This is a genomic window from Streptomyces sp. NPDC127100, assembly GCF_042724095.1.
Taxonomy (GTDB): domain Bacteria; phylum Actinomycetota; class Actinomycetes; order Streptomycetales; family Streptomycetaceae; genus Streptomyces.
Window position 1 is genome coordinate 25797 of the sequence record NZ_JBHXFL010000011.1, and the last position, 21576, is coordinate 47372.

General features: G+C 73.9%; 15 protein-coding genes and 3 tRNA genes. 9 read left to right on the plus strand and 9 right to left on the minus strand.

The window, feature by feature from the left end; genetic code table 11:
• Positions 1 to 38 precede the first annotated feature (38 nt).
• Positions 39 to 725 (minus strand): vancomycin high temperature exclusion protein, encoded by a 687-nt coding sequence (locus ACFWJB_RS13685; protein WP_385463416.1) that lies wholly within the window; start codon positions 723 to 725, stop codon positions 39 to 41.
• A 179-nt stretch (positions 726 to 904) separates the two neighbouring features.
• On the opposite strand from ACFWJB_RS13685, the gene ACFWJB_RS13690 reads away from it, so the two are divergent.
• The 5 genes from ACFWJB_RS13690 (at position 905) to ACFWJB_RS13710 (ending at position 7720) form a co-directional block, all read left to right on the plus strand.
• Positions 905 to 1684, plus strand: coding sequence for a sirohydrochlorin chelatase (locus ACFWJB_RS13690; protein WP_385463480.1), 780 nt, complete (start codon positions 905 to 907; stop codon positions 1682 to 1684).
• A gap of 138 nt (positions 1685 to 1822) precedes the next feature.
• A complete protein-coding gene (locus tag ACFWJB_RS13695) occupies positions 1823 to 3097 on the plus strand; it encodes a deoxyguanosinetriphosphate triphosphohydrolase (RefSeq protein WP_385463414.1) in 1275 nt (424 codons plus the stop codon).
• A gap of 95 nt (positions 3098 to 3192) precedes the next feature.
• Entirely contained in the window at positions 3193 to 4458 is a 1266-nt protein-coding gene (locus ACFWJB_RS13700) for an NAD(P)/FAD-dependent oxidoreductase (protein ID WP_385463411.1), read from the plus strand.
• Between the two features lie 29 nt (positions 4459 to 4487).
• Positions 4488 to 6419, plus strand: coding sequence for a DNA primase (dnaG, locus tag ACFWJB_RS13705; RefSeq protein WP_385463408.1), 1932 nt, complete (start codon positions 4488 to 4490; stop codon positions 6417 to 6419).
• 95 nt (positions 6420 to 6514) lie between these two features.
• Complete coding sequence (locus tag ACFWJB_RS13710) at positions 6515 to 7720, plus strand: RNA polymerase sigma factor (protein ID WP_385463405.1); 1206 nt, start codon at positions 6515 to 6517, stop codon at positions 7718 to 7720.
• 30 nt (positions 7721 to 7750) lie between these two features.
• Here the strand turns inward: ACFWJB_RS13710 and ACFWJB_RS13715 are convergent, their stop codons facing one another.
• From ACFWJB_RS13715 to ACFWJB_RS13730, 4 genes are all read right to left on the minus strand, one after another.
• On the minus strand, positions 7751 to 9682 hold the full coding sequence (locus tag ACFWJB_RS13715) for an ABC transporter ATP-binding protein (RefSeq protein ID WP_385463402.1): 1932 nt from the start codon (positions 9680 to 9682) through the stop codon (positions 7751 to 7753).
• Positions 9682 to 11415: an ABC transporter ATP-binding protein gene (locus tag ACFWJB_RS13720; protein ID WP_385463399.1), complete on the minus strand. Its 1734-nt coding sequence runs from the start codon at positions 11413 to 11415 to the stop codon at positions 9682 to 9684. Before ACFWJB_RS13720 ends, ACFWJB_RS13715 begins: the two co-directional genes overlap by 1 nt.
• A 139-nt stretch (positions 11416 to 11554) precedes the next feature.
• The gene (locus tag ACFWJB_RS13725; RefSeq protein ID WP_385463396.1) at positions 11555 to 13006 is read right to left on the minus strand and encodes an FGGY-family carbohydrate kinase; all 1452 of its coding nucleotides are present in this window, start codon (positions 13004 to 13006) and stop codon (positions 11555 to 11557) included.
• A 54-nt stretch (positions 13007 to 13060) separates the two neighbouring features.
• Complete coding sequence (locus tag ACFWJB_RS13730) at positions 13061 to 13366, minus strand: YtxH domain-containing protein (protein WP_385463393.1); 306 nt, start codon at positions 13364 to 13366, stop codon at positions 13061 to 13063.
• A 147-nt stretch (positions 13367 to 13513) separates the two neighbouring features.
• Between ACFWJB_RS13730 and ACFWJB_RS13735 the strand changes: the two genes are divergently transcribed.
• The 3 genes from ACFWJB_RS13735 (at position 13514) to ACFWJB_RS13745 (ending at position 13947) form a co-directional block, all read left to right on the plus strand.
• A tRNA-Asn gene (locus ACFWJB_RS13735) sits at positions 13514 to 13586 on the plus strand.
• 5 nt (positions 13587 to 13591) lie between these two features.
• Positions 13592 to 13664: transfer RNA gene (locus tag ACFWJB_RS13740), tRNA-Asn, on the plus strand.
• Positions 13665 to 13873: 209 nt separating this feature from the next.
• A tRNA-Ile gene (locus tag ACFWJB_RS13745) sits at positions 13874 to 13947 on the plus strand.
• Positions 13948 to 13982: 35 nt separating this feature from the next.
• Here ACFWJB_RS13745 and ACFWJB_RS13750 read toward each other — a convergent pair.
• The 4 genes from ACFWJB_RS13750 to ACFWJB_RS13765 all read right to left on the minus strand — a co-directional run bounded on the left by ACFWJB_RS13750 (position 13983) and on the right by ACFWJB_RS13765 (position 17586).
• On the minus strand, positions 13983 to 14126 hold the full coding sequence (locus ACFWJB_RS13750; protein ID WP_385463390.1) for a hypothetical protein: 144 nt from the start codon (positions 14124 to 14126) through the stop codon (positions 13983 to 13985).
• Positions 14127 to 14206: 80 nt separating this feature from the next.
• On the minus strand, positions 14207 to 14884 hold the full coding sequence (locus ACFWJB_RS13755; protein WP_385463387.1) for an ANTAR domain-containing protein: 678 nt from the start codon (positions 14882 to 14884) through the stop codon (positions 14207 to 14209).
• 167 nt (positions 14885 to 15051) lie between these two features.
• Positions 15052 to 16527 (minus strand): GAF domain-containing sensor histidine kinase, encoded by a 1476-nt coding sequence (locus ACFWJB_RS13760; protein WP_385463384.1) that lies wholly within the window; start codon positions 16525 to 16527, stop codon positions 15052 to 15054.
• A 21-nt stretch (positions 16528 to 16548) separates the two neighbouring features.
• Positions 16549 to 17586, minus strand: a complete 1038-nt coding sequence (locus ACFWJB_RS13765; protein ID WP_385463381.1) for a rod shape-determining protein — start codon at positions 17584 to 17586, stop codon at positions 16549 to 16551.
• 322 nt (positions 17587 to 17908) lie between these two features.
• Between ACFWJB_RS13765 and ACFWJB_RS13770 the strand changes: the two genes are divergently transcribed.
• Positions 17909 to 21520, plus strand: coding sequence for a S8 family serine peptidase (locus ACFWJB_RS13770; protein ID WP_386922288.1), 3612 nt, complete (start codon positions 17909 to 17911; stop codon positions 21518 to 21520).
• The last annotated feature ends 56 nt before the right edge of the window (positions 21521 to 21576 follow it).

Here is a 21576-nt window from a genome sequence, read left to right on the forward strand (position 1 = left end):
ACCTCCCGGCCGCCCTCCGGCCGCGGTGAGGGCCGGCTTCAGCGCCCGGCGGCCAGCGCCTCGGCCACTCCCGGCTCCTTCGGCCCGAGGAAGCGCGGATCCGGCTCGAACACCGCGTCCAGCGCCGCCTTGCCCGCCGCGAGGACCTCCCGCGCGCCCCCGTAGTACCAGGTCGCGTCGTGCTCGGCGTCGACCCCGACGCCGTACGACGCCACCCCCGCCTCCTGGCACAGGGCCACGGCCCGCCGGATGTGGAAGCCCTGGCTGATCAGCACGGCCCGGTCGACCCCGAAGATCCTCTTCGCGCGGACGCAGGAGTCCCAGGTGTCGAAGCCCGCGTAGTCGCTGACGATCCGCCCGTCGGGCACCCCGTGCCGGACCAGGTACGCGCGCATGGCGTCCGGCTCGTCGTACTCCTCCCGGCTGTTGTCCCCGGTCACCAGCACCACCTCGATCCGCCCCGCGCGGTACAGTTCCGCCGCCGCGTCCAGCCGGTGGGCGAGGTACGGCGACGGCTCGCCCTCCCACAGCCCGGCACCGAAGACGACCGCGACCTCGGTGCGGGGCACGTCGGCGGTGGTGCGCAGCCGGTCGCCGGCCACCGCGTACATCCAGGTCGACGGCAGCAGGGCCAGCACACACGCGGCCATCACCGCCTGGACCAGCCGTCGCTGCCCCGTACGGGTGCGCGGAAGGCGCGGTCTGCCAGGTCTCCAGCGGCGCATCGGTCGGTTCCCTCCCCGGTCGTCTCCTGCTCCCAGGGACGTGCGGGGGCGCCGTCCGGTTCGCCGCCCGCTCACACCGGGCGGCCGGTAGCGTGTGAGGCGACGGCACATCACCGTGACGCGGGCGCAACGGGGAGGCAACGTCCCCCCGCCACGCTCGGTGCATGACGGCGACCACGATGACGCGCAGGACGAGCGGCACGGACAGGACGGGCACGGCGCACCCCGGCGGTGGCCCCGCCCTGGTCGTCGTCGCCCACGGCAGCCGCGACCCCCGCGCGCTGAGCACCGTACGGGCACTCCTCGACCGGGTCCGCGCCCTGCGCCCCGCCCTGCCGGTGCGCCTCGGCCACATCGAGCTGAACGCCCCCCTGCTCCCGGACACGCTGGCCGCGCTCGGCGACGGCGAGGCCGTCCTCGTGCCGCTGCTGCTCACCCGCGGCCACCACGTCGGACGGGACGTCCCCGAGATGGCGGCGGCCTCCCCGGCCCGCACCCGGGTGGCCGCCCCGCTCGGTCCGCACCCCCTCCTGGTGGACGCCCTCCACGACCGCCTGACCGAGGCCGGCTGGCCCGCCACCGCCCCCGCGGACGGCGCCGTCGTCCTCGCCTCCGCGGGCTCCCGCGCCCCGGCCTCCCGCGCGGACACGGCCCGCACGGCGGCGCTCCTCGCCGCCCGCCTCGGTGCCCCGGTCGTCCCCGCCCACGCCTCGGCGGCCGCGCCGACGGTGCCGGAGGCCGTCCGCGCCCTGACCGCCGAGGGCCACCGCCGTATCGCCGTCGCCTCCTGCTTCACGGCCCCCGGCCGCTTCGCGACGGAGTGCGCGGCGGCGGCCCCGTGGATCGCGTCGGCCCCGCTGGGCACCCACCCGGCCATGGCCCGCCTCCTCCTGCACCGCTACGACGAGGCACTCAGAGCGGGCAGCGCCCGTGAACGCCGGGCGCCGGCGACCCCCTAGGGGCCCGCGAGACCGTACCGACATGCGGCTCCGCCGCGCGGGCGCGACCGGCCGCACACGACCCGCGGCAGCGCACCTACGGAACCCCGCGGACGGGAAGGCGCCCGACTGTCACACCTTCCCCTTACTGTTCATGACATGGAAGGCACCGCACCCCCCGCCCCGTACGACCCCACGTCAGTGGCCCGCTGGGCCCCGGAACCGGACAAGCGCCCCGGCCGCACCGCCTTCCAGCGCGACCGCGCCCGCGTCCTGCACTCCTCCGCCCTGCGCCGCCTCGCCGGCAAGACCCAGGTCGTCGCGCCGGGGGAGGGCAACCCCATGTGGGACGCCAGCCCCCGCACCCGGCTCACGCACTCCCTGGAGTGCGCCCAGGTCGGCCGCGAGCTCGGCGCCGCCCTCGGCTGCGACCCGGACCTGGTGGAGGCGGCCTGCCTCTCCCACGACCTCGGCCACCCGCCCTTCGGCCACAACGGCGAGACCGCGCTGAACGAGTTCGCCGAGGACTGCGGCGGCTTCGAGGGCAACGCCCAGTCCCTCCGGCTGCTCACCCGCATCGAGCCCAAGCGCTTCACCGACGAGGGCTCCGTCGGCCTCAACCTCACCCGCGCCACCCTCGACGCCGCCACCAAGTACCCCTGGCCCCGCGGCGCCCACCCCGGCGACCCGGCGTCGCCCAAGTTCGGGGTGTACGAGGACGACCGCCCCGTCTTCGAGTGGCTGCGCGAGGGCGCCCCCGGCACCCGCACCTGCTTCGAGGCGCAGGTCATGGACTGGTCCGACGACGTGGCGTACTCCGTGCACGACGTCGAGGACGGCCTGCACGCCGGTCACATCGACCCCAACTGCCTGCTCGCCGACCCCGAGCGCGAGGCCGTCTTCGAGGCCGCCGCCGGCCGCTACGTCCCGGCCGGCACCGACCACGCCGAACTGGCCGCCGCCCTCGACCGCCTCCTCGCCCAGGACTGGTGGCCGCACGGCTACGACGGCTCGGCCGTCGCCCAGGCCCGCCTGAAGGACGCCACCAGCCAGCTCATCGGCCGCTTCTGCCTCGCCGCCGAGACCGCCACGCGGGCCGCGTACGGGGACGGCCGCCTCACCCGCTACGCCGCCGAACTGGTCGTCCCCCGCGAGACCCGCATGGAGTGCGCCGTCCTCAAGGCCGTCGCCAACCTGTACGTCATGCAGCGCGCCGAACAGACCCGGCTGCGCGCCGACCAGCGCGTCGTCGTCGCCGAGCTGGCCGAGGCGCTCACCGCCCGCGCCCCCGACGGCCTCGACCCCCAGTTCCGCGCCCTGTTCGACCGGGCGGGCGACGACCGGGCCCGCAAACGGGTGATCGTCGACCAGATCGCCTCCCTCACGGACGCCTCGGCCCGCTCGCTTCACGCCCGCCTGACGGGTCATCCGTGAGACTGTCGGTGGCCTGATCGGGTCACTCCCCCTTCCCGCGCCACGCGGTGTGCGGGACGCTCGCCTGTGGCGGCACCCTGACGAGGAGGCAACAAGTGGTCGACGCGGATCAGACATTCGTCATCGTCGGAGGAGGCCTGGCGGGCGCCAAGGCGGCCGAGACACTCCGCACGGAGGGTTTCACCGGCCGGGTGATCCTCATCAGCGACGAGCGCGACCACCCCTACGAGCGCCCGCCGCTGTCCAAGGGCTACCTGCTCGGCAAGGAGGAACGCGACAGCGTCTTCGTGCACGAGCCCGCCTGGTACGCGCAGCACGACATCGAGCTGCACCTCGGCCAGACCGTCGTCGCCGTCGACCGTGCCGCGAAGACCGTCCACTACGGCGACGACGGCACCTTCGTCCGGTACGACAAGCTGCTCCTCGCCACCGGCGCCGAGCCCCGCCGCCTCGACGTGCCGGGTACCGGCCTCGCGGGCGTCCACCACCTGCGCCGCCTCGCCCACGCCGAGCGCCTCAAGGGCGTCCTCGCCTCCCTCGGCCGGGACAACGGCCACCTCGTGATCGCCGGCGCCGGCTGGATCGGCCTGGAGGTCGCGGCGGCGGCCCGCGAGTACGGCGCGGAGGTCACCGTCGTCGAGCCGGCGCCCACCCCGCTGCACGGCGTCCTCGGCCCCGAGCTGGGCTCCGTCTTCGCCGAGCTGCACGAGGCGCACGGCGTCCGCTTCCACTTCGGCGTGCAGCTCACCGAGATCGTCGGCCAGGACGGCATGGTGCTCGCCGCCCGCACCGACGACGGCGAGGAACACCCCGCGCACGACGTGCTCGCCGCGATCGGCGCCGCCCCCCGCACCTCGCTCGCGCAGGCCGCGGGCCTGGAGATCGCCGACCGCGCGCACGGCGGCGGCATCGTCGTCGACGAACGGCTGCGCACCTCCGACCCCGACATCCACGCGGCCGGCGACGTCGCCTCCTTCCCGCACGCCCTGTTCGACACCCGCCTGCGCGTGGAGCACTGGGCCAACGCCCTCAACGGCGGCCCCGCCGCGGCCCGCGCGATGCTCGGCAAGGACGTCGCCCACGACCGGGTGCCCTACTTCTTCTCCGACCAGTACGACCTGGGGATGGAGTACTCCGGCTGGGCGCCGGCGGGCTCGTACGACCAGGTGGTGATCCGCGGGGACGCCGCCAAGCGCGAGTTCATCGCCTTCTGGGTGAAGGAGGGCCGCGTGCTGGCCGGGATGAACGTGAACGTGTGGGACGTCACGGACCCGATCCAGCGGCTGATCCGCTCGAAGGCCCAGGTGGACACCGAGGCGCTCGCCGACCCGCACACATCCCTCGAAAGCCTCATTCCGTAGCTCCGATTCCGTCCCCGTAGAATTCACACGTGGCAGGACGGATCAACGACGAGGACGTGAAGGCGGTACGGGACGCGGTCCCGATCGACGCCGTCGTCTCCGAGTACCTCCAGCTGCGCAACGCGGGCGGCGGCAACCTGAAGGGGCTGTGCCCGTTCCACGACGAGAAGTCGCCGTCCTTCCAGGTCAGCCCGAGCAAGGGTCTCTTCCACTGCTTCGGCTGCCAGGAGGGCGGCGACACCATCACGTTCGTGATGAAGATCGACCACCTCACCTTCTCCGAGGCGGTCGAGCGCCTGGCCGGACAGGCCGGCATCACCCTGCGCTACGAGGAGGGCGGCTACAACCCCGCCCACCAGCGCGGCGAGCGCATCCGCCTGGTCGAGGCCCACAAGATCGCCGCCGAGTGGTACGCGGAACAGCTCGCGACCTCCCCCGAGGCCGACACCGGCCGGGCCTTCCTCGCCGACCGCGGCTTCGACCAGTCCGCCGCCGTCCACTTCGGCGTCGGCTACAGCCCGCAGGGCTGGGACCACCTCACCCGCTTCCTGCGCGGCAAGGGCTTCAGCGACAAGGAGCTGGTCCTCTCCGGCCTCGCCCAGGAGGGCCGCCGCGGCCCCATCGACCGCTTCCGCGGCCGCCTGATGTGGCCCATCCGCGACATCGGCGGCGACGTCGTCGGCTTCGGCGCCCGCAAGCTCTACGAGGCCGACAACGGCCCGAAGTACCTCAACACCCCCGACACCGCGATCTACCGGAAGTCGCAGGTCCTCTACGGCATCGACCTCGCGAAGAAGGACATCGCGAAGGCGTCCCGCGCGGTCGTCGTCGAGGGCTACACCGACGTCATGGCCTGCCACCTGGCCGGCGTCACCACCGCCATCGCCACCTGCGGCACGGCGTTCGGCGGCGACCACATCAAGATCCTGCGCCGGCTGCTGATGGACAACGGCTCGGCCCGCGTGATCTTCACCTTCGACGGCGACGCCGCCGGCCAGAAGGCGGCCCTGCGCGCCTTCGAGGACGACCAGAAGTTCGCCGCCGAGACCTACATCGCCATCGCCCCCGACGGCATGGACCCCTGCGACCTGCGCCTCGCCAAGGGCGACGACGCCGTCGCCGACCTGGTCGAGCCGCGCACCCCGCTGTTCGAGTTCGCGCTGCGCCAGATCGTCGCCCGCTACGACCTGGACACCCCGGCCGGCCGGGCCGCGGCCCTCGACGAGGCCGCCCCGGTGGTCGCCCGTATCAAGAACAGCGGCGCCCAGCACGAGGTCGCCGTGCAGCTCGCCGGCATGCTCGGCATCCTCGACACCCAGTTCGTCGTCAAGCGCGTCGCCCAGCTGGCCCGCTGGGCCCGCGACCGCGGCGGCCGGGGCCCCGCTCCCGACCGGCCGCAGCGCGGCGGCGGTGACGGCCCGCAGCAGTACGCCGCCGCCACCGTTTCGGCCCCCCGCGGCCCCGCGCTCAACCTGCGCAACCCCGTCTTCGCCACCGAACGCGAACTGCTGAAGCTCGCCCTCCAGCGCCCCCACCTGGTCTCCCCGGCCTTCGACGCGTACGGCGTGGACGAGTTCACCGCGCCGCCCTACGCGGCCGTGCGCCAGGCGATCATGGAGGCGGGCGGCGCCGAGTTCGGCGTCCAGGACCCGCAGGACTACCTGGTCCGGGTCCGCGAGGCCGCCCCCGACGACACCGTCCGCGCCATGGTCACCGAACTCGCCGTCGAGGCGATCATGCTGCACCGGGGCGTGAAGGACGTCGACGAGGTCTACGCGGGCGCCCAGCTCGTCACCGTCCGGCGCCGCGCCGTCGAGCGCCGCATCCGCGACATCACCGGCCGCCTCACCCGCCTGGGCGGCCACGGCGACCCCGCCGAACTCGCCGCCGTGCAGAACGAGCTGTGGGTCCTCCAGCAGTACGACCAGACCCTGCGCGAACACGGCGCCGCCGCGCTGTAGCAGCGCCCGCCGGTCAGCAGGCGGTCACGGACCGGACGCAAAAAGTCACCGCACGCCCCTCGTGGCGGCGATGTGTCGTACCCCACACTGGGGCGGTGCCCGACTCCTCGGAGCACGGCCGACCCGTCCCCGACGGTTCCCGAGGCCGCCCGGTCGCGTTCCCCGCGCACGGGACGGACAGCGGCGAGCGAGCCGGCTCCGCCCCCGAAGCACCGCTGCCTCCCCCGCCGGCAGCGTCCCCCCTGGAGGTCGCCCCCGTGCAGACCCGGACCCTCACCCAGACCGACGCGCGGACGGACGCCACGCGCCCCGAGGAGCCGCCGGCCGACGCCGTCGAGGCCGCCGGGGAGCCGTCCGAACCGCCGGCGCCCACGCGCACCGAGAGCGGCGGGCCCTCCGCCGACCTGTTCCGCCAGTACCTGCGCGAGATCGGCCGGATCCCGCTGCTCACCGCGGCCGAGGAGGTCGAGCTCGCGCGCCGCGTGGAGGCCGGGCTGTTCGCCGAGGAGAAACTGCGCCTCACCCCCGACCTGGACAGCCGCCTCGCCCTGGACCTCGACCGGATCGTCGTCCTCGGCCGCGTCGCCAAGCGCCGCCTGATCGAGGCGAACCTGCGGCTCGTCGTGTCGGTGGCCAAGCGGTTCGTCGGACGCGGGCTCACCATGCTCGACCTGGTCCAGGAGGGGAACCTGGGCCTGATCCGGGCCGTGGAGAAGTTCGACTACGCCCGCGGCTACAAGTTCTCCACGTACGCCACCTGGTGGATCCGCCAGGCCATGTCCCGCGCGCTGGCCGACCAGGCCCGCACCATCCGCGTCCCCGTCCACGTCGTGGAGCTCATCAACCGGGTCGTCCGCGTCCAGCGCCGCATGCTCCAGGAGCGCGGCCACGAGCCGACCCCGCAGGAGGTCGCCGCCCACCTGGACCTGCCCCCGGAGCGCGTCGGCGAGGTGCTGCGCCTGGCCCAGGAGCCCGTCTCCCTGCACACCCCCGTCGGCGAGGAGGACGACGTCGCCCTCGGTGACCTGATCGAGGACGGCGACGCCACCAGCCCCGTCGAGTCCGCCGCCTTCCTGCTGCTGCGCGAGCACCTGGAGGCCGTGCTCTCCACCCTCGGCGAACGCGAGCGCAAGGTCGTCCAGCTCCGCTACGGCCTGGTCGACGGCCGCCCCCGCACCCTGGAGGAGATCGGCCGCATCTTCGGCGTGACCCGGGAGCGGATACGCCAGATCGAGTCCAAGACCCTCAACAAGCTCCGCGACCACACCTTCGCGGACCAGCTCAGGGGTTATCTGGACTGACCGGGGCCCGTGGGCCGGGCCCCGGCCCGCTCAGCCGTCCACCTCGGCCACGGCCTGCGCGAACTGCGCCTTGTACAGCCGCGCGTAGGCCCCGTCGGCCGCCAGCAGGGCGGCGTGCGCCCCCTGCTCGACGATCGACCCGTTCTCCATGACGAGGATGGTGTCCGCGTCCCGGATGGTGGAGAGCCGGTGCGCGATGACGAACGAGGTCCGCCCGTGCGCCAGCTTGGCCATCGCCTTCTGGATCAGCACCTCGGTCCGGGTGTCCACCGAACTCGTCGCCTCGTCCAGCACCAGGATCACCGGGTCGGACAGGAAGGCCCGCGCGATGGTGATGAGCTGCTTCTCACCGGCGCTCACCCCCGTGCCCTCGTCGTCGATCACGGTGTCGTAGCCGTCGGGCAGCGTCCGCACGAACCGGTCCGCGTGCGCCGCCCGCGCCGCCTCCTCGATCTCGCCCCGGGTGACCTCGCGGGACGCGCCGTACGCGATGTTCTCCGCGATGGTGCCGCCGAAGAGCCAGGTGTCCTGGAGCACCATGCCGATCCCGGCCCGCAGCTCGTCCCGGGACATCTTCGCGACGTCGACGCCGTCCAGGGTGATCCGGCCGCCGGACACCTCGTAGAACCGCATCAGCAGGTTGACCAGCGTGGTCTTGCCGGCGCCCGTCGGGCCGACGATGGCGACCGTGTGCCCCGGCTCCACCGTCAGCGACAGGTCCTCGATCAGCGGCTTCTCCGGGTCGTAGCGGAACGACACGTGCTCCAGCTCCACCCGCCCGCGCAGCTCCTCGGGCCGGACGCCGGGGATCGGGTCCGCCGACTGCTCCTCCGCGTCCAGCAGCTCGAAGATCCGCTCCGCCGACGCCACGCCCGACTGCACCAGATTCGCCATCGACGCCACCTGCGTCAGCGGCATCGAGAACTGCCGCGAGTACTGGATGAAGGCCTGCACGTCACCGATCGACAGCGAGCCCGAGGCCACCCGCAGGCCGCCGACGACCGCGACGAGCACGTAGTTCAGGTTCGACACGAACATCATCAGCGGCTGCATGACGCCGCTGTTGAACTGCGCCTTGAACCCGGCCTCGTACAGCGCGTCGTTGTGCTCGGCGAACTGCTTCGCCGACTCCTCCTGCCGGCCGAACACCTTCACCAGCGCGTGCCCGGTGTACATCTCCTCGATGTGCGCGTTCAGCTGCCCCGTCGAGCGCCACTGCTGCACGAACTGCGGCTGCGACCGCTTGCCGACCCGTGTGGCGACCACGAAGGACAGCGGCACCGTCACCAGCGCGACCAGCGCCAGGATCCAGGAGACGTAGAACATCATCGCCAGCACGCCGATGATGGTCAGCAGCGAGTTGATGAGCTGGCCCATCGACTGCTGGAGCGTCTGCCCGATGTTGTCGATGTCGTTCGTCGCACGCGACAGCACCTCGCCGCGCTGACGCTTGTCGAAGTACGACAGCGGCAGCCGCGACAGCTTCGTCTGCACGTCCTCGCGCAGCCGGAACATCGTCCGGTTCACCGCCCGGTTCACCAGCCGCGTCGCCACCGCCATCAGCAGCCCGGCCACGGCGAACACCGCCAGCGCCAGCAGCAGCACGTGTCCCACGGCGGTGAAGTCGATGCCCTCGCCCGGCGTGAAGTCCGTGCCGCGCAGCATGTCGGCGACGTCCCCGTCACCGCGCTCCCGCATGGACGCGAGGACCTGATCCTTCGTCGCCCCGGACGGCATGTCCCGCCCGACGATGCCCGCGAAGACCAGGTCGGTGGCCCTGCCGAGGATCTTCGGCCCGACCACGTTGAGACCGACGCTGAGCACCACACAGGCCAGCAGCGCGTAGATCGTCACGCGCTCCGGCCGGAACTGGGCGACGAGCCGTTTGCCCGACCCCTTGAAGTCCATCGACCGCTGGTCGGGACCGCCCCCGGCCATCATGCGCCCCCCGGGCCCCGCCATCAGGCAGCCTCCGCTTCCGTGAGCTGGGAGAGCACGATCTCCCGGTAGGTCTCGTTGTCCGCCATCAGCTCGTGGTGCCGGCCCACGCCGACCACCCGCCCCTCGTCCAGCACGATGATCCGGTCGGCGTCCCGGATGGTCGCCACGCGCTGCGCCACGATCACCACGGTCGCCTCGGCCGTCTCCCGCGACAGCGCGGCGCGCAGCGCGGCGTCGGTGGCGTAGTCGAGCGCCGAGAAGGAGTCGTCGAACAGGTAGATCTCCGGGCGCTGCACCAGTGTCCGGGCGATCGCGAGCCGCTGCCGCTGGCCACCCGACACATTGGTCCCGCCCTGCGAGACCGGCGCGTCCAGCCCGCCCTCCAGCCGCTCGACGAACTCCTTCGCCTGGGCCACCTCCAGCGCGTGCCACAGCTCCTCGTCCGTGGCGTCCGGATTCCCGTAGCGCAGGTTGGTCGCGACCGTGCCCGCGAAGAGGTACGGCTTCTGCGGCACCAGGCTCACGATCCGGGCCAGCACCTTCGGGTCGACGGTCCGCACGTCCACGCCGTCGACCAGCACCTCCCCGTCCGTGGCGTCGAACAGCCGCGGCACCAGCCCCAGCAGCGTGGACTTGCCGCTGCCGGTCGAGCCGATGACGGCGGTCGTCTCGCCCGGCCGGGCCACCAGGTCGATGCCCTTCAGCACCGGCTCCTCGGCCCCCGGATACCGGAAGCCGGCACCGCGGACCTCCAGGTGGCCGTGCCGGCGCAGCTCGGTGACCGGCGCGAGGGGCGGCACCACGCTGCTCTCCGTGTCCAGTACCTCCTGGATCCGCTCGGCGCACACCTCGGCGCGCGGCACCATCATGAACATGAAGGTGGCCATCATCACGGACATGACGATCTGCATCAGGTAGGCCAGGAACGCGGTCAGGTCGCCGATCTGCATCCCGCCGCTCTCGATCCGGTGGGCGCCGAACCAGACCACCGCGATCGACGACAGGTTCACCACCGTCATGACCACCGGGAACATCAGCGCGAGCAGGTTGCCGGTGCCCAGCGCCACCTCCGTCAGGTCCGCGTTGGCCTTCCGGAACCGCTGCTGCTCGTACTCGTCCCGCACGAAGGCGCGGATGACCCGGTTGCCGGTGATCTGCTCGCGCAGCACCCGGTTCACCGTGTCCAGCCGCGCCTGCATGGCCCGGAACAGGGGCCGCAGCCGCCGCACGATCAGCGTCACGCAGACCGCCAGCACCGGCACGACCCCGACGAGCACCCCGGACAGCGGCACGTCCAGGCCCAGCGCCATCACGATGCCGCCCACGCACATGATGGGCGCCGACACCATCAGCGTGAACGTCATCAGGGCCAGCATCTGGACCTGCTGCACGTCGTTCGTCGTCCGCGTGATCAGAGAGGGCGCGCCGAAGCCGCCGACCTCCCGCGCGGAGAAGGACTGCACCCGGTCGAAGACGGCACCCCGCAGGTCCCGGCCGAGCGCCGAGGCGGTACGGGCGCCGTAGTGGACGGCACCGATGTTGCACACGACCTGCACCAGCGAGATGCCGATCATCAGAGCGCCGTAGCCCAGGATGTAGCCGGAGTCACCGCTGACGACACCGTTGTCGATGATGTCCGCGTTCAGGGTCGGCAGGTAGAGGCTGGCGCAGGTCTGCAGGAACTGCAGCGCCACCAGCAGGGCGATGGGTTTCTTGTAGGGCCTGAGACAGGTCCGCAGGAGTCGTATGAGCACGCTGGGTCTCTCGGAGTCGGCGACAGGGGCGGTCGGTCGCCCCTGGCACCTATCGTCGGACACTCCACCCGCGTTACCTCAACCGATTAAGCCGACAGCGTCGTACTTCCGGCCGTACGGGCGCCCCGGGCCCGGCCGCCTAGCGCAGCGCCCCCGGGTGGGTCTGCTCACGCACCGACACGAACTGCTGGCGCACCGCCTGGCCCACGGCCAGCTCCTCGCCCGGCTCCAGCACCTGCGCGACCGCGCCCTGCCAGGCCGGGGGGGTGCGCGGGTCCAGCGTCCCCCGCGACACGCCCAGCGCCCAGGCCGCCTGCCGGGCCGCGCCGGTCGCCGCGTAGTCCGCGGGCTGCGGTACGACGACCTGCACCCCGAACAGCGCCGGTGCCACCGCCTGCACGGCCGCCAGCTCCGCCGCCGCCCCCAGCAGGAACACCCGCCGTACGTCCACACCCCGGCCGCGCAGCACGTCCAGGGCGTCGGCGAGGCCGCACAGCATGCCCTCGAACGCGGCCCGCGCCAGGTGCTCGGGCTTCATCGACTCGCGCCGCAGCCCGGCCAGCGTCCCGGCGGTGTGCGGCAGGTTCGGCGTCCGCTCGCCCTCCAGGTACGGCAGCAGGACCAGCCCGTGCGCGCCCGGCGTCGACTTCATCGCCAGGTCGGACAGGCTCTCCAGGTCCGGCAGACCGAGCAGTTCGGCGGTGCCGCGCAGGGTCCGTACGGCGTTCAGGGTGGTGACGACCGGCAGGTGCATGCCGGTGGCGTCGGCCAGGGAGGTGATCATGCCGCTCCGGTCGACGAGCGCCTCGGGGTGCACGGCCATGACGGACCCGGAGGCGCCGAGGGAGACGACCGCGTCGCCGAGCCCGATGCCGAGCCCGAAGGCGGCGGCCATCGTCTCGCCGGTCCCCGCGGAGATCAGCAGGCCCTCCGGCGTCGTGCCGGCCGCGTCGGACGGGCCGATCACCTCCGGCAGCATCGCCTGGTGCCCGAGCGCCAGCTCGACCAGATCGGGCCGGTACCCGCCGGTCGCCGCCGACCAGTAGCCGGTCCCGGAGGCGCCGCCCCGGTCGGTGGTCCGGCGGGCCGGCCGCCCCAGGAGCTGCCACACCAGCCAGTCGTGGGCCTGGAGCAGCACGGCGGTCCGCGCGGCGGCCTCGGGCTCGGTCCTGGCCAGCCAGCGCAGCTTGGTCACCGGCTGCGGCGCCTGGGGCACGCAGCCCACCGCCTGCGCCCATTCCTCGCGCCCGCCGAGCGCGTCGATCAGGTCGGCCGCCGCCACCTGCGAGCGCTTGTCGCCGCCCACCATGGCCGGACGCACGGTGTTGCCCTGCGAGTCCAGCGGCACGACCGAGTTGGCCTGGGCCGAGACCCCGATGGCCTGCACGCCCTCCAGCAACCCGCCGCCGGCGGCCTCCCCCAGGGACAGCAGCCAGGCCTGCGGGTCCACGTCGGAGGGCCGGCCGCCGCCCTCGGGGCTCTCGACCGGATGCGGCGCGTATCCCTGCCGGAGCACGGCACCCGTGTCCGCATCACAGACGACGATACGAGTGAAATCGGGCGCACTGTCCAACCCGGCGACTATCCCCATGCGGAAATTCTGCCGCACGGCGGCAGGTGTCCGTACCGGGTGGGGGCACACGCCTCAGGTGTTGCTGGTGCCCCAGTCGTCCGAGGCGCTGCCGCCCGCGTTGCGCTCGCGCAGCGACCGCACCCGCTGGGCCACCGAGTCCGGCATCCGGTCGCCGACCTTGTCGCTCACCACGTGGTAGGCCTTGTCCGCGATGTGGCGGCCCTGCTGTGCCGCCGACTCCGCGGTGTTGCGGACCGCCGGGTTCTGTGCGACCTGCCGGGCGGACTTCCTCAACTGCTCGTAACGCTCACGCCCGGCCTTCGTGCCGAGCACGTATCCGAGGGCGAGTCCGACGACGAATGTGAGCCGGTATCGCATGGCGGCCACCTTCCCTTGCATAGCTCCGTAGGTGCCGGGGAGTACCGATTGGCGAAGCACCCCCCTGCTTGCGCTAATGTATGTGTCGCAGCGAGCGCGCGCCCCCTGGCGAATACCCGGGTGGGTGCGTTCGATGCAACGAGGCATTCCTCCGTAGCTCAATTGGCAGAGCAGCCGGCTGTTAACCGGCAGGTTACTGGTTCGAGTCCAGTCGGGGGAGCTCGGTCCTCCGTAGCTCAATTGGCAGAGCAGCCGGCTGTTAACCGGCAGGTTACTGGTTCGAGTCCAGTCGGGGGAGCATGTTGAACGAGGACCCTGCGGGGTCCTTTTTCATGTCCGGACGCTTGCTCCCGCAACTGCCGGGAACCCACGGGAACCGCGCGGCACGCTGCGGTGTCCCAAGGTCGTGAAGGCGCCGTGGTGAGCCGACCAGCCGAGGCAGGAGATCGTATGAGCGGCTATGCTGCGGCAGACGGCGCGCACACATGTACGCGACACGCCGTTCATGGGGCGGTAGCTCAGCCGGTTAGAGCAGCGGACTCATAATCCGTCGGCCGTGGGTTCGAGTCCCACCCGCCCCACCGAGCACCACCCACCCCGCGCGGGGGACGCCGGATCACCGGCCTCCCTCGCCGCCTTCCTCGGTCTCGTCGTCGCGTTCGCCCTCGGCCTGCGACGGGGTCGTCTGCGACGGGTTCGGGACGTCCGTCCGCTCGTCGTCGCGCTCGCCCTCAGCCTGGGACGGGGTCTGTTCGCTCATCGTGGCACCTCCTGCCGGACCGCTCTCCCGCGCCGAGTACCCCCGCCCCCCGTGTCGGTACCACGCCACCGGGACCGGCCTCAGCGGCGGGCCCGGTCCAGGGCCGTCCGCAGCGCCGCGCGTACCTCGGGCGGTGGCGGCGGGCCGTCGTCGCGGGCGCCGTCGGTCACCGCCGCGGCCACCGTCCGCAGCTTGGTGTTGGACAGCTGCGAGGCCTCCCGCAGGATGTGCCACGCCTCGTCCGGCGTACAGGCGTGCAGCGCCATCAGGACGCCCCTCGCCTGGTCGATGACCGGACGGGAGGCGATGGCCTGGCGGAGCTGCTCCACCTCCTCCTGCAGCACGTGCAGCCGCTCCGACCGCTCCGCCGCCACCGCCGAGCCCACCGGCTCCGCGGTGGAGGGGCGGGGCGTGCCGCGCAGGGGAGCGGTGGTGTCCAGGCCGAGCAGTTCGAGGATCCTGCGCGGCTGGCCGGTCCAGTTCCGTGCCGTCACCGGCACCGCCCACCGGTCGCCGTAGTCGCGCAGCAGCTCCAGGAACTGCAGTCCGGCCGTGTCCATGAAGACCACGCCGCCCATGTCCAGGTCGACCCGGTCGATGCCCGCGGGCAGTGCGGCCAGGGCCTCGGCCAGGACGTCCGCACACCCGTGGACCAGCTCTCCGTGCGCGACGAGCAGCGCTCGGCCCTCCTCCGCACGGCCCTCGATCACCAGGGCGGCCGGCCTCCCCGCCGGACGTGGTGGTGCCCCTGAGGTCATGTCACCGCCTTGTGCGTCCTCGTTGTTCCCCGACGACGACCGCGACGTCACCCGGCCCCCGTCTGCCGGAGCGCCTGCCCCCCGTCCCCGGGCGGTACACCCCGCTGCGGGGAATGACCGGCCCACGGACGGGTAAAGGCTGTGCGGGTTCCGGCCGGGCCGCCCGCTCAGAGGGGCGACTGCCAGGTGGCCGTCGTCACCGGGGTGCCGCCCTCGGCGGCCGTGCCGCCGGGGTCCCCGCCGGACACCGGGGCGCCGGACGTCCCCTCGGGCGTGCCGTCGTGCGTGACCGTCAGCCGCACGGCGTCGCGGCCGTCCGGCAGCGACGCGGTCGCGTCGACGGAGACCTCGACGCGGGAGACGCCGTGCCCGCGCGACGCGGCGGCCAGGGCGCGGCGCAGGGCGTCGAGGAGGCCGTCGGCGACCCCGTCCGGCACGCGGCTGTCGACGGGGCCCCTGAAGTGGGTGGAGGGCGGGAAGCCGAGCCGGGCGGCCGCGGACGCGGTCTCGCGCAGCACCCGGCCGCGCAGGCCGGCCGGCGGTCCGGCCGGGGGCTGCTGGAGCGCGAGGATCGCCGTGCGGACCTCCTGGACCGTGGACCGCAGTTCGTCCACCGCCCGGCCGAGCAGGTCGCCGACCTGGTCCGCCCCGGGGCGGCGCCGGGTGGACTCCAGCATCATGCCGGTGGCGAACAGCCGCTGCACCACCAGGTCGTGCAGGTCGCGGGCGATGCGGTCGCGGTCCTCGTAGACCGCGAGGCGCTCCCGGCCGCGCCGGGCGTCGGCGAGGACCAGGGCCAGGGCGGCCTGGGACGCGAACTGGGTGGCGAGCAGCCGTTCGACGTCCGTGTAGGGGCGGCCGCCGCGGCGGCGGGGCAGCGCCAGCGTGCCGATCAGCCGGCCGTTCGCCTGCAACGGCAGCATCATGCTGGGTCCGAACCGGTGCCGCACGCGCGTGGTCATGCGCGGGTCGGTCGCCGAGTCCGCGACGAACACCGGCTCGCCGCCGAGGAGCTGCTCCAGGACGGGGCTGCCGGGGGCGATGACCGCGCCGACGATGCCGTCCGGGTCGTCGGGCGCCGAGGCGGTCACGATCTCCATGCCGTCCTCGGCGGTCGGCTGGAGGATGACCCCCGCCGAGGCGCCGGCGAGCAGCCGGGCCCGTTCCGCGACCGTCGTCAGGGCGTCCTCCGCGCTCTCGCCGGTGAGCAGCGCGGTGGTGACGGCCGCGGCGCCCTCGATCCAGCGTTCGCGCTGCCGCGCCGTCTCGTACAGCCGGGCGTTGCCGATGGCGATGCCGGCCTGCGCGGCGAGGACCCGCAGCAACTGCTCGTCGTCGGCCGTGAACGGACCACCGCCGGGCGGCCCGGCCAGCCGCAGCTCGCCGAACTCCTCGTCCCGCACGTGGATCGGCACCCGCAGCCGGTGCCCGGTCCCGGCGGCGCCCTCCCCGGGGCCGGTGCGGATCTCGGAGAGGCCGGTCGCGTCCGGGTCGGCGGGGGTCAGGGTCGCGCGGGCCGCTCCGGTGAGCTCGGCGGCGCCGTCCACGACGTTCCGCAGGGTGCCGCGCAGGTCGAGGTCGGTGCCGACGCAGAGGACGGCGTCGAGAAGGCGGTTCAGGCGTGACGCGGGCCGTGGGGTCATGCCGTCGGACTCCCGGCCGGGTCAGTCGGCCAGCGGGTCCAGCACCAGCGGTTCGACCCGGCCCTCCAGCATCGTGCCGAGCCCCTGGACGGCGCACACGTCGGGCCGCTCCGCGATGTGCACCGGCATGCCGGTCGCCTGACGCAGCATCTGGTCGAAGCCGGGCAGCAGCGCACTGCCGCCGACCATCATGATCCCGCGGTCGGCGAGGTCCGCGACCAGGTCCGGCGGGCAGTCGCGCAGCACCTTGCCGATGCCGTCGAGCACGGCGGTCAGCGGCGTCTGGATCGCGTTGCGCACCGCCGCGGTGTCGACCTTCACGCTGCGGGCCAGTCCGGTCGCCACGTCCCGCCCGTGGATCTCGGTGGACGTAGGGCCCTGCGGGGTGAGCCCGTTCCCGGACAGGGCGAGCTGGAGCGGCCGCACCGACTGGCTGGGCAGGACCAGTTCGTGCTGGTGGCGCAGGAGCTGCACGATCGCGTGGTCCACGGCCTCGCCGCCGACCGGGATGCGCTCGGCGGTGACGGTCGAGCCGAGGGAGAGCACCGCGACCTGCGTGGAGTGCGCCCCGCACACCATGATCATCGTCGCCTCGGGCTGTTCCACGGGCAGCCCGCAGCCGACCGCCGCGGCGATCAGGGTGTCGACGAGCTCCACCCGCCGGGCGCCGAGCCCGACCAGCGTCTCGATCGCCGCCCGCTGGGCCAGCGGATCGGCGTCGTGCGGCGTGCAGACGGCGGCGCGCAGCCGGGGCTTGCGGCGCAGCGTCCGGCGGATCTTGTCGCCGAGCAGGTGGCGCAGCATGCGCTGGGCCATCTCGATGTCGACGACCGTGCCGCCGGAGACCGGCCGTACGACCCTGATGTAGCCGGGGGTGCGGCCGGTCATCTTCTCCGCGAGCTCGCCCACCGCGATGAGCGCGCCGGTGCGCGTGTTCACCGCGGCGGCGGACGGCTGGTCGACGACCAGCCCGGTGCCCTTCACATAGACCCGGGTCCTCGACGCGCCGAGGTCGACGCCGAAGTGGCAGCGGCGCAGCTGCTCCAGAGTGGCGGTCATGGCAGTTCCTCCCGAGAGCGCGGACCGTGCGGGTCCGGCGGGGTGGCCGGTCTTCTAGGCATCGTGCGCGCGGGCGGCGGCGGGCGCCGCCCGGAGGGGGCCGGGCGGGGGGCCGCCGAACGGGGGGCGGCGGAGCGCACCCCGCCGGCGGTCCGCGGCTCCGGCGTACGGCGCCGGGGCGCGGGGACGCCGGGAGCCGCCGCGCGGTGCCGTCGGCGCGTGGCGGGAACCTGCCGGGGCGCCAACCCGCCACGTCCGGACAACTCCCCTGCACCACATGCCCCCTGAGACTCTTCGCAGCACTCCACGAAGAGAGGCGAGGATGAACAGAGGACCAGTCAGACGCGTGGCGACCCTCCTGTCGGCCGGGCTCGCGCTGGCGCTGTTGCCGGCCGCACCGGCCGCGACGGCGCGCGAGGCTCCCCAGGGCACCCGGATCCAGGCGGCCACCCGTACCGTCACCCTCGTCACCGGCGACCGGGTGACCGTCACCGACCTCGGCGGCGGCCGGCGGACCGTCACCGTCGAACGGCCGGCGGGCGCCACCGGCGCCGTGCGCACCCAGAACGCGAACGGCGCGATCAGCGTCGTACCGGACGAGGCCCTGCCCTACCTGCGCGCCGGGCGGCTCGACGAACGGCTCTTCGACGTCGACGAGCTGCTGCGCCAGGGCCTCGCCGACGGCGAGAGCGGCGAGCTGCCGCTGATCGTGACGTACGAGAAGGACGCGCGGACCCTCACCCCGCGCGGCGCCGAGCGGACGCGGGCACTGCCCAGCGTGCGCGGCGCCGCCGTCGACGCGGACAAGGGGCGCACCTTCTGGCGGGCGTTCACCGGGCAGGACGGCATCGACGAGGTGTGGCTCGACGGCCGGGTCACCGCGGCCATGGCCGAGAGCAACGCCCAGATCGGCACCCCCGAGGCCTGGCAGGCCGGGCTGACCGGCAAGGGCGTCACCGTCGCCGTGCTGGACAGCGGCGTGGACGCCGGCCACCCCGACCTCGCCGGGCGGATCGCGCAGAGCCGCAGCTTCATCGCGGGGGAGGAGGTCGCCGACCGGCACGGCCACGGCACGCACGTCACCTCCACCGTCGGCGGCAGCGGTGCCGCCTCCGACGGCAGGGAGAAGGGCGTCGCGCCCGGCGCCACGCTCGCCGTCGGCAAGGTCCTGAACGACCAGGGCTCGGGCAGCGAGTCCGAGATCATCGCCGGGATGGAGTGGGCCGCCCGGGACGTCGGGGCCGACATCGTCTCGATGAGCCTCGGGTCGACCGAGGCGAGCGACGGCACCGACCCCATGGCGCAGGCCGTCGACACCCTCTCCCGCGAGACCGGCGCGCTGTTCGTGATCGCCGCCGGCAACACCGGCGCGCCCTCCTCCATAGGCTCGCCGGGTGCCGCCGACGCGGCGCTGACCGTCGGCGCCGTCGACTCCGCCGACCGGGCGGCCTGGTTCACCAGCGCCGGCCCCCGCTACGGGGACAACGCGCTCAAGCCCGACCTGTCCGCCCCCGGCGTCGGCATCCTCGCCGCCCGGTCCCGGCTCAGCGAGGGCACCGGCGACTACACCTCCATGGACGGCACGTCGATGGCGACGCCGCACGTCGCCGGAGTGGCCGCCCTGCTCGCCGAGGAGCACCCCGACTGGACCGGCGCGCAGCTCAAGGACGCGCTGATGTCCACGTCGAAGCGGCTCGACGCCTCCGCCTACCAGCTCGGCGCAGGCCGGGTCAGCGTGCCCGACGCCGTCGGCGCGCGGATCACCGCGACGGGCAGCGCCGACCTCGGCTTCTACTCCTGGCCCTACGACGGCAACGAGCCGGTCACCCGCACCGTCACCTACACCAACTCCTCCGACGCCCCCGTCGCGCTGGACCTGTCCGTGCAGGGGGCGCCCGACGGCGTCGCCGCCCTCGCCGACACCACGCTCACCGTGCCCGCGCACGGCACGGCGTCCACCACGGTGACCGGGGACGGCGCGAAGGCACCGGTCGGGAACACCGGCGGGCAGATCGTGGCCTCCACCGGCGGCACGCCCGTCGCGCACACCGCGTTCGGGCTGGTCAAGGAGGAGGAGCGGTACACGCTCACCGTCCACGTCAAGGACCGCGCGGGCGCGGCGACCGCCGCCGATCTCGCCGTCCAGCGGCTGGCCGAGGGCGTCGACACCGTGCCCGCCCACGTCGGCGACTCCGGCACCCTCCGGCTGCGGCTCGCCCCGGGGACGTACAGCCTGACCTCCTTCCTCGACGTGCGCGGCAGCCACGGCGCCGACTCGCTCGGCCTCGGCTTCCTCGCGGCCCCCGAGGTCGTCCTCGACCGGGACCGGGAGATCACCCTCGACGGCCGGAAGCTGCGCGAGGTCCGCGCGGACGTCGGCCGGCGCACCGAGACCCGGCAGCTCCTCATGGAGTTCGACCGCAGCGCGAACGGCTCCGACCTGTTCGGCGCGGTGCAGGTGCCCCTGACGTACGACAGCGTCTTCGCCGCGCCCACCGGGAAGGTCGCCCAGGGCGGCTTCGAGTACCGGACCGTGTGGCGGCTCGGCAGGCCGATGCTGGAGGCCAAGGGGATCACCGAGGCCGTCGTGCAGCCGGGCGGCACGCTCGCCGAGGGACGGACCAGGCTGCCGCTCGTCGACGCCGGCGCCGGCCCGGTCACCGGGGCGAAGGGCAAGGCGGTCCTCGCCCGGCTCACCGAGGGCACCGAACCGGCCGCCCTCGCCCAGGCCGCCCAGGACGCGGGCGCCAAGGCGCTGTTCGTCACCGACGACGCGCCCGGCCGGCTGATGGCGTGGTGGGGCACGGACGACAACGCCGACCGGCCGCTCACGATCGCCACGGTGAACGCCGCCGACGCCGCCCGGCTGCGCGCGGCGGGCCGCGTCGACATGACCGGCACGCGCGACACGCCCTTCGTGTACGACCTGTCCGAGGGACACCCCGGCGGGGTGCCCGACCGGGACCTGACGTACGAGCCCGGCACCCGTGACCTGGCCGCCGTGCACACGAAGTACCACGCCGCCGAGCCGGTGGCCGGGGGTGAGTTCCGGTACTCCATCACCGGCACCTTCCCGATCGGTATCGGCTTCAAGGAGCGCATCGACTACCCGGCCGAACGCACCGAGTACGTCTCGACCGGGCCCGGTCAGCTGTGGCACGAGTCCGTGGACGCCGCCGACGGCGCGCTGGAGCAGCGCGGCGGGCTGGTGCGGTACGAGGGCGGGACGCGGCCGGTGCTCGACTGGTTCAAGCCCGTCTGGCACCCGTGGCTCGGCACCGGGCTGGGCTGGGGCCAGCAGCGCGCCGGCGACCGGCTCCAGTTCAACGCCCCCGGCTGGGGGGACTCCGGTCCCGACCACACCGGCTTCGGCGACGTGTGGAGCGAGGGCAGCGGGATGACCCAGACCACGGCGGTGTACCTGGACGGGGAGCTGGTCGACGAGGGGCCGTCGTCCGCCGCCTACGTGGATGCCGCCCCCGCCGACGAGCACACGTACAAGCTGGTCACGGACACCGCGCTGGACGCGGACCGCTGGAGGCTCGGGACGAGGGGCCACGCCGAGTGGACCTTCCGGTCGGCCGCGACCCCCGAGGACCGGTGGACCTTCCTGCCCCTGATCAACCTGTCCTTCGACGTGGACACCGACCTCGCGGGCGAGGTGCGCGGCGGGCGGAAGCTGTCGGTCGGGCTCGGCGCCGAGTACGTGGCGGGTGCCCCGGACACCGGGACGATCGGCGGCGGGACGCTCCAGGTGTCCTACGACGACGGCGAGTCCTGGAAGCCGGTCCGGCTGACCGGCAAGGGCGCGTCCTGGCACGGGACGCTGGACGTGCCGCGCGGTGCCGAGCACGTCTCGCTGCGGGCCTCGGCGCGTGACGACCGGGGCGGCTCGGTCACGCAGGAGATCGTGCGGGCCGTGGGCGTCCGGTAGCACGCGGACGGCGCCGCCTCCCTGGGACGGGGAGGCGGCGCCGTCGTGTTTCCCGG

Bases quoted from the DNA above. Each gene is read 5' to 3' on its own strand.
- ACFWJB_RS13685 (WP_385463416.1), bottom strand. From the start codon at position 725: ATGCGCCGCTGGAGACCTGGCAGACCGCGCCTTCCGCGCACCCGTACG.
- ACFWJB_RS13690 (WP_385463480.1), top strand. From the start codon at position 905: ATGACGCGCAGGACGAGCGGCACGGACAGGACGGGCACGGCGCACCCC.
- ACFWJB_RS13695 (WP_385463414.1), top strand. From the start codon at position 1,823: ATGGAAGGCACCGCACCCCCCGCCCCGTACGACCCCACGTCAGTGGCC.
- ACFWJB_RS13715 (WP_385463402.1), bottom strand. From the start codon at position 9,682: ATGGCGGGGCCCGGGGGGCGCATGATGGCCGGGGGCGGTCCCGACCAG.
- ACFWJB_RS13725 (WP_385463396.1), bottom strand. From the start codon at position 13,006: ATGGGGATAGTCGCCGGGTTGGACAGTGCGCCCGATTTCACTCGTATC.
- ACFWJB_RS13730 (WP_385463393.1), bottom strand. From the start codon at position 13,366: ATGCGATACCGGCTCACATTCGTCGTCGGACTCGCCCTCGGATACGTG.
- ACFWJB_RS13750 (WP_385463390.1), bottom strand. From the start codon at position 14,126: ATGAGCGAACAGACCCCGTCCCAGGCTGAGGGCGAGCGCGACGACGAG.
- ACFWJB_RS13755 (WP_385463387.1), bottom strand. From the start codon at position 14,884: ATGACCTCAGGGGCACCACCACGTCCGGCGGGGAGGCCGGCCGCCCTG.
- ACFWJB_RS13760 (WP_385463384.1), bottom strand. From the start codon at position 16,527: ATGACCCCACGGCCCGCGTCACGCCTGAACCGCCTTCTCGACGCCGTC.
- ACFWJB_RS13765 (WP_385463381.1), bottom strand. From the start codon at position 17,586: ATGACCGCCACTCTGGAGCAGCTGCGCCGCTGCCACTTCGGCGTCGAC.
- ACFWJB_RS13770 (WP_386922288.1), top strand. From the start codon at position 17,909: ATGAACAGAGGACCAGTCAGACGCGTGGCGACCCTCCTGTCGGCCGGG.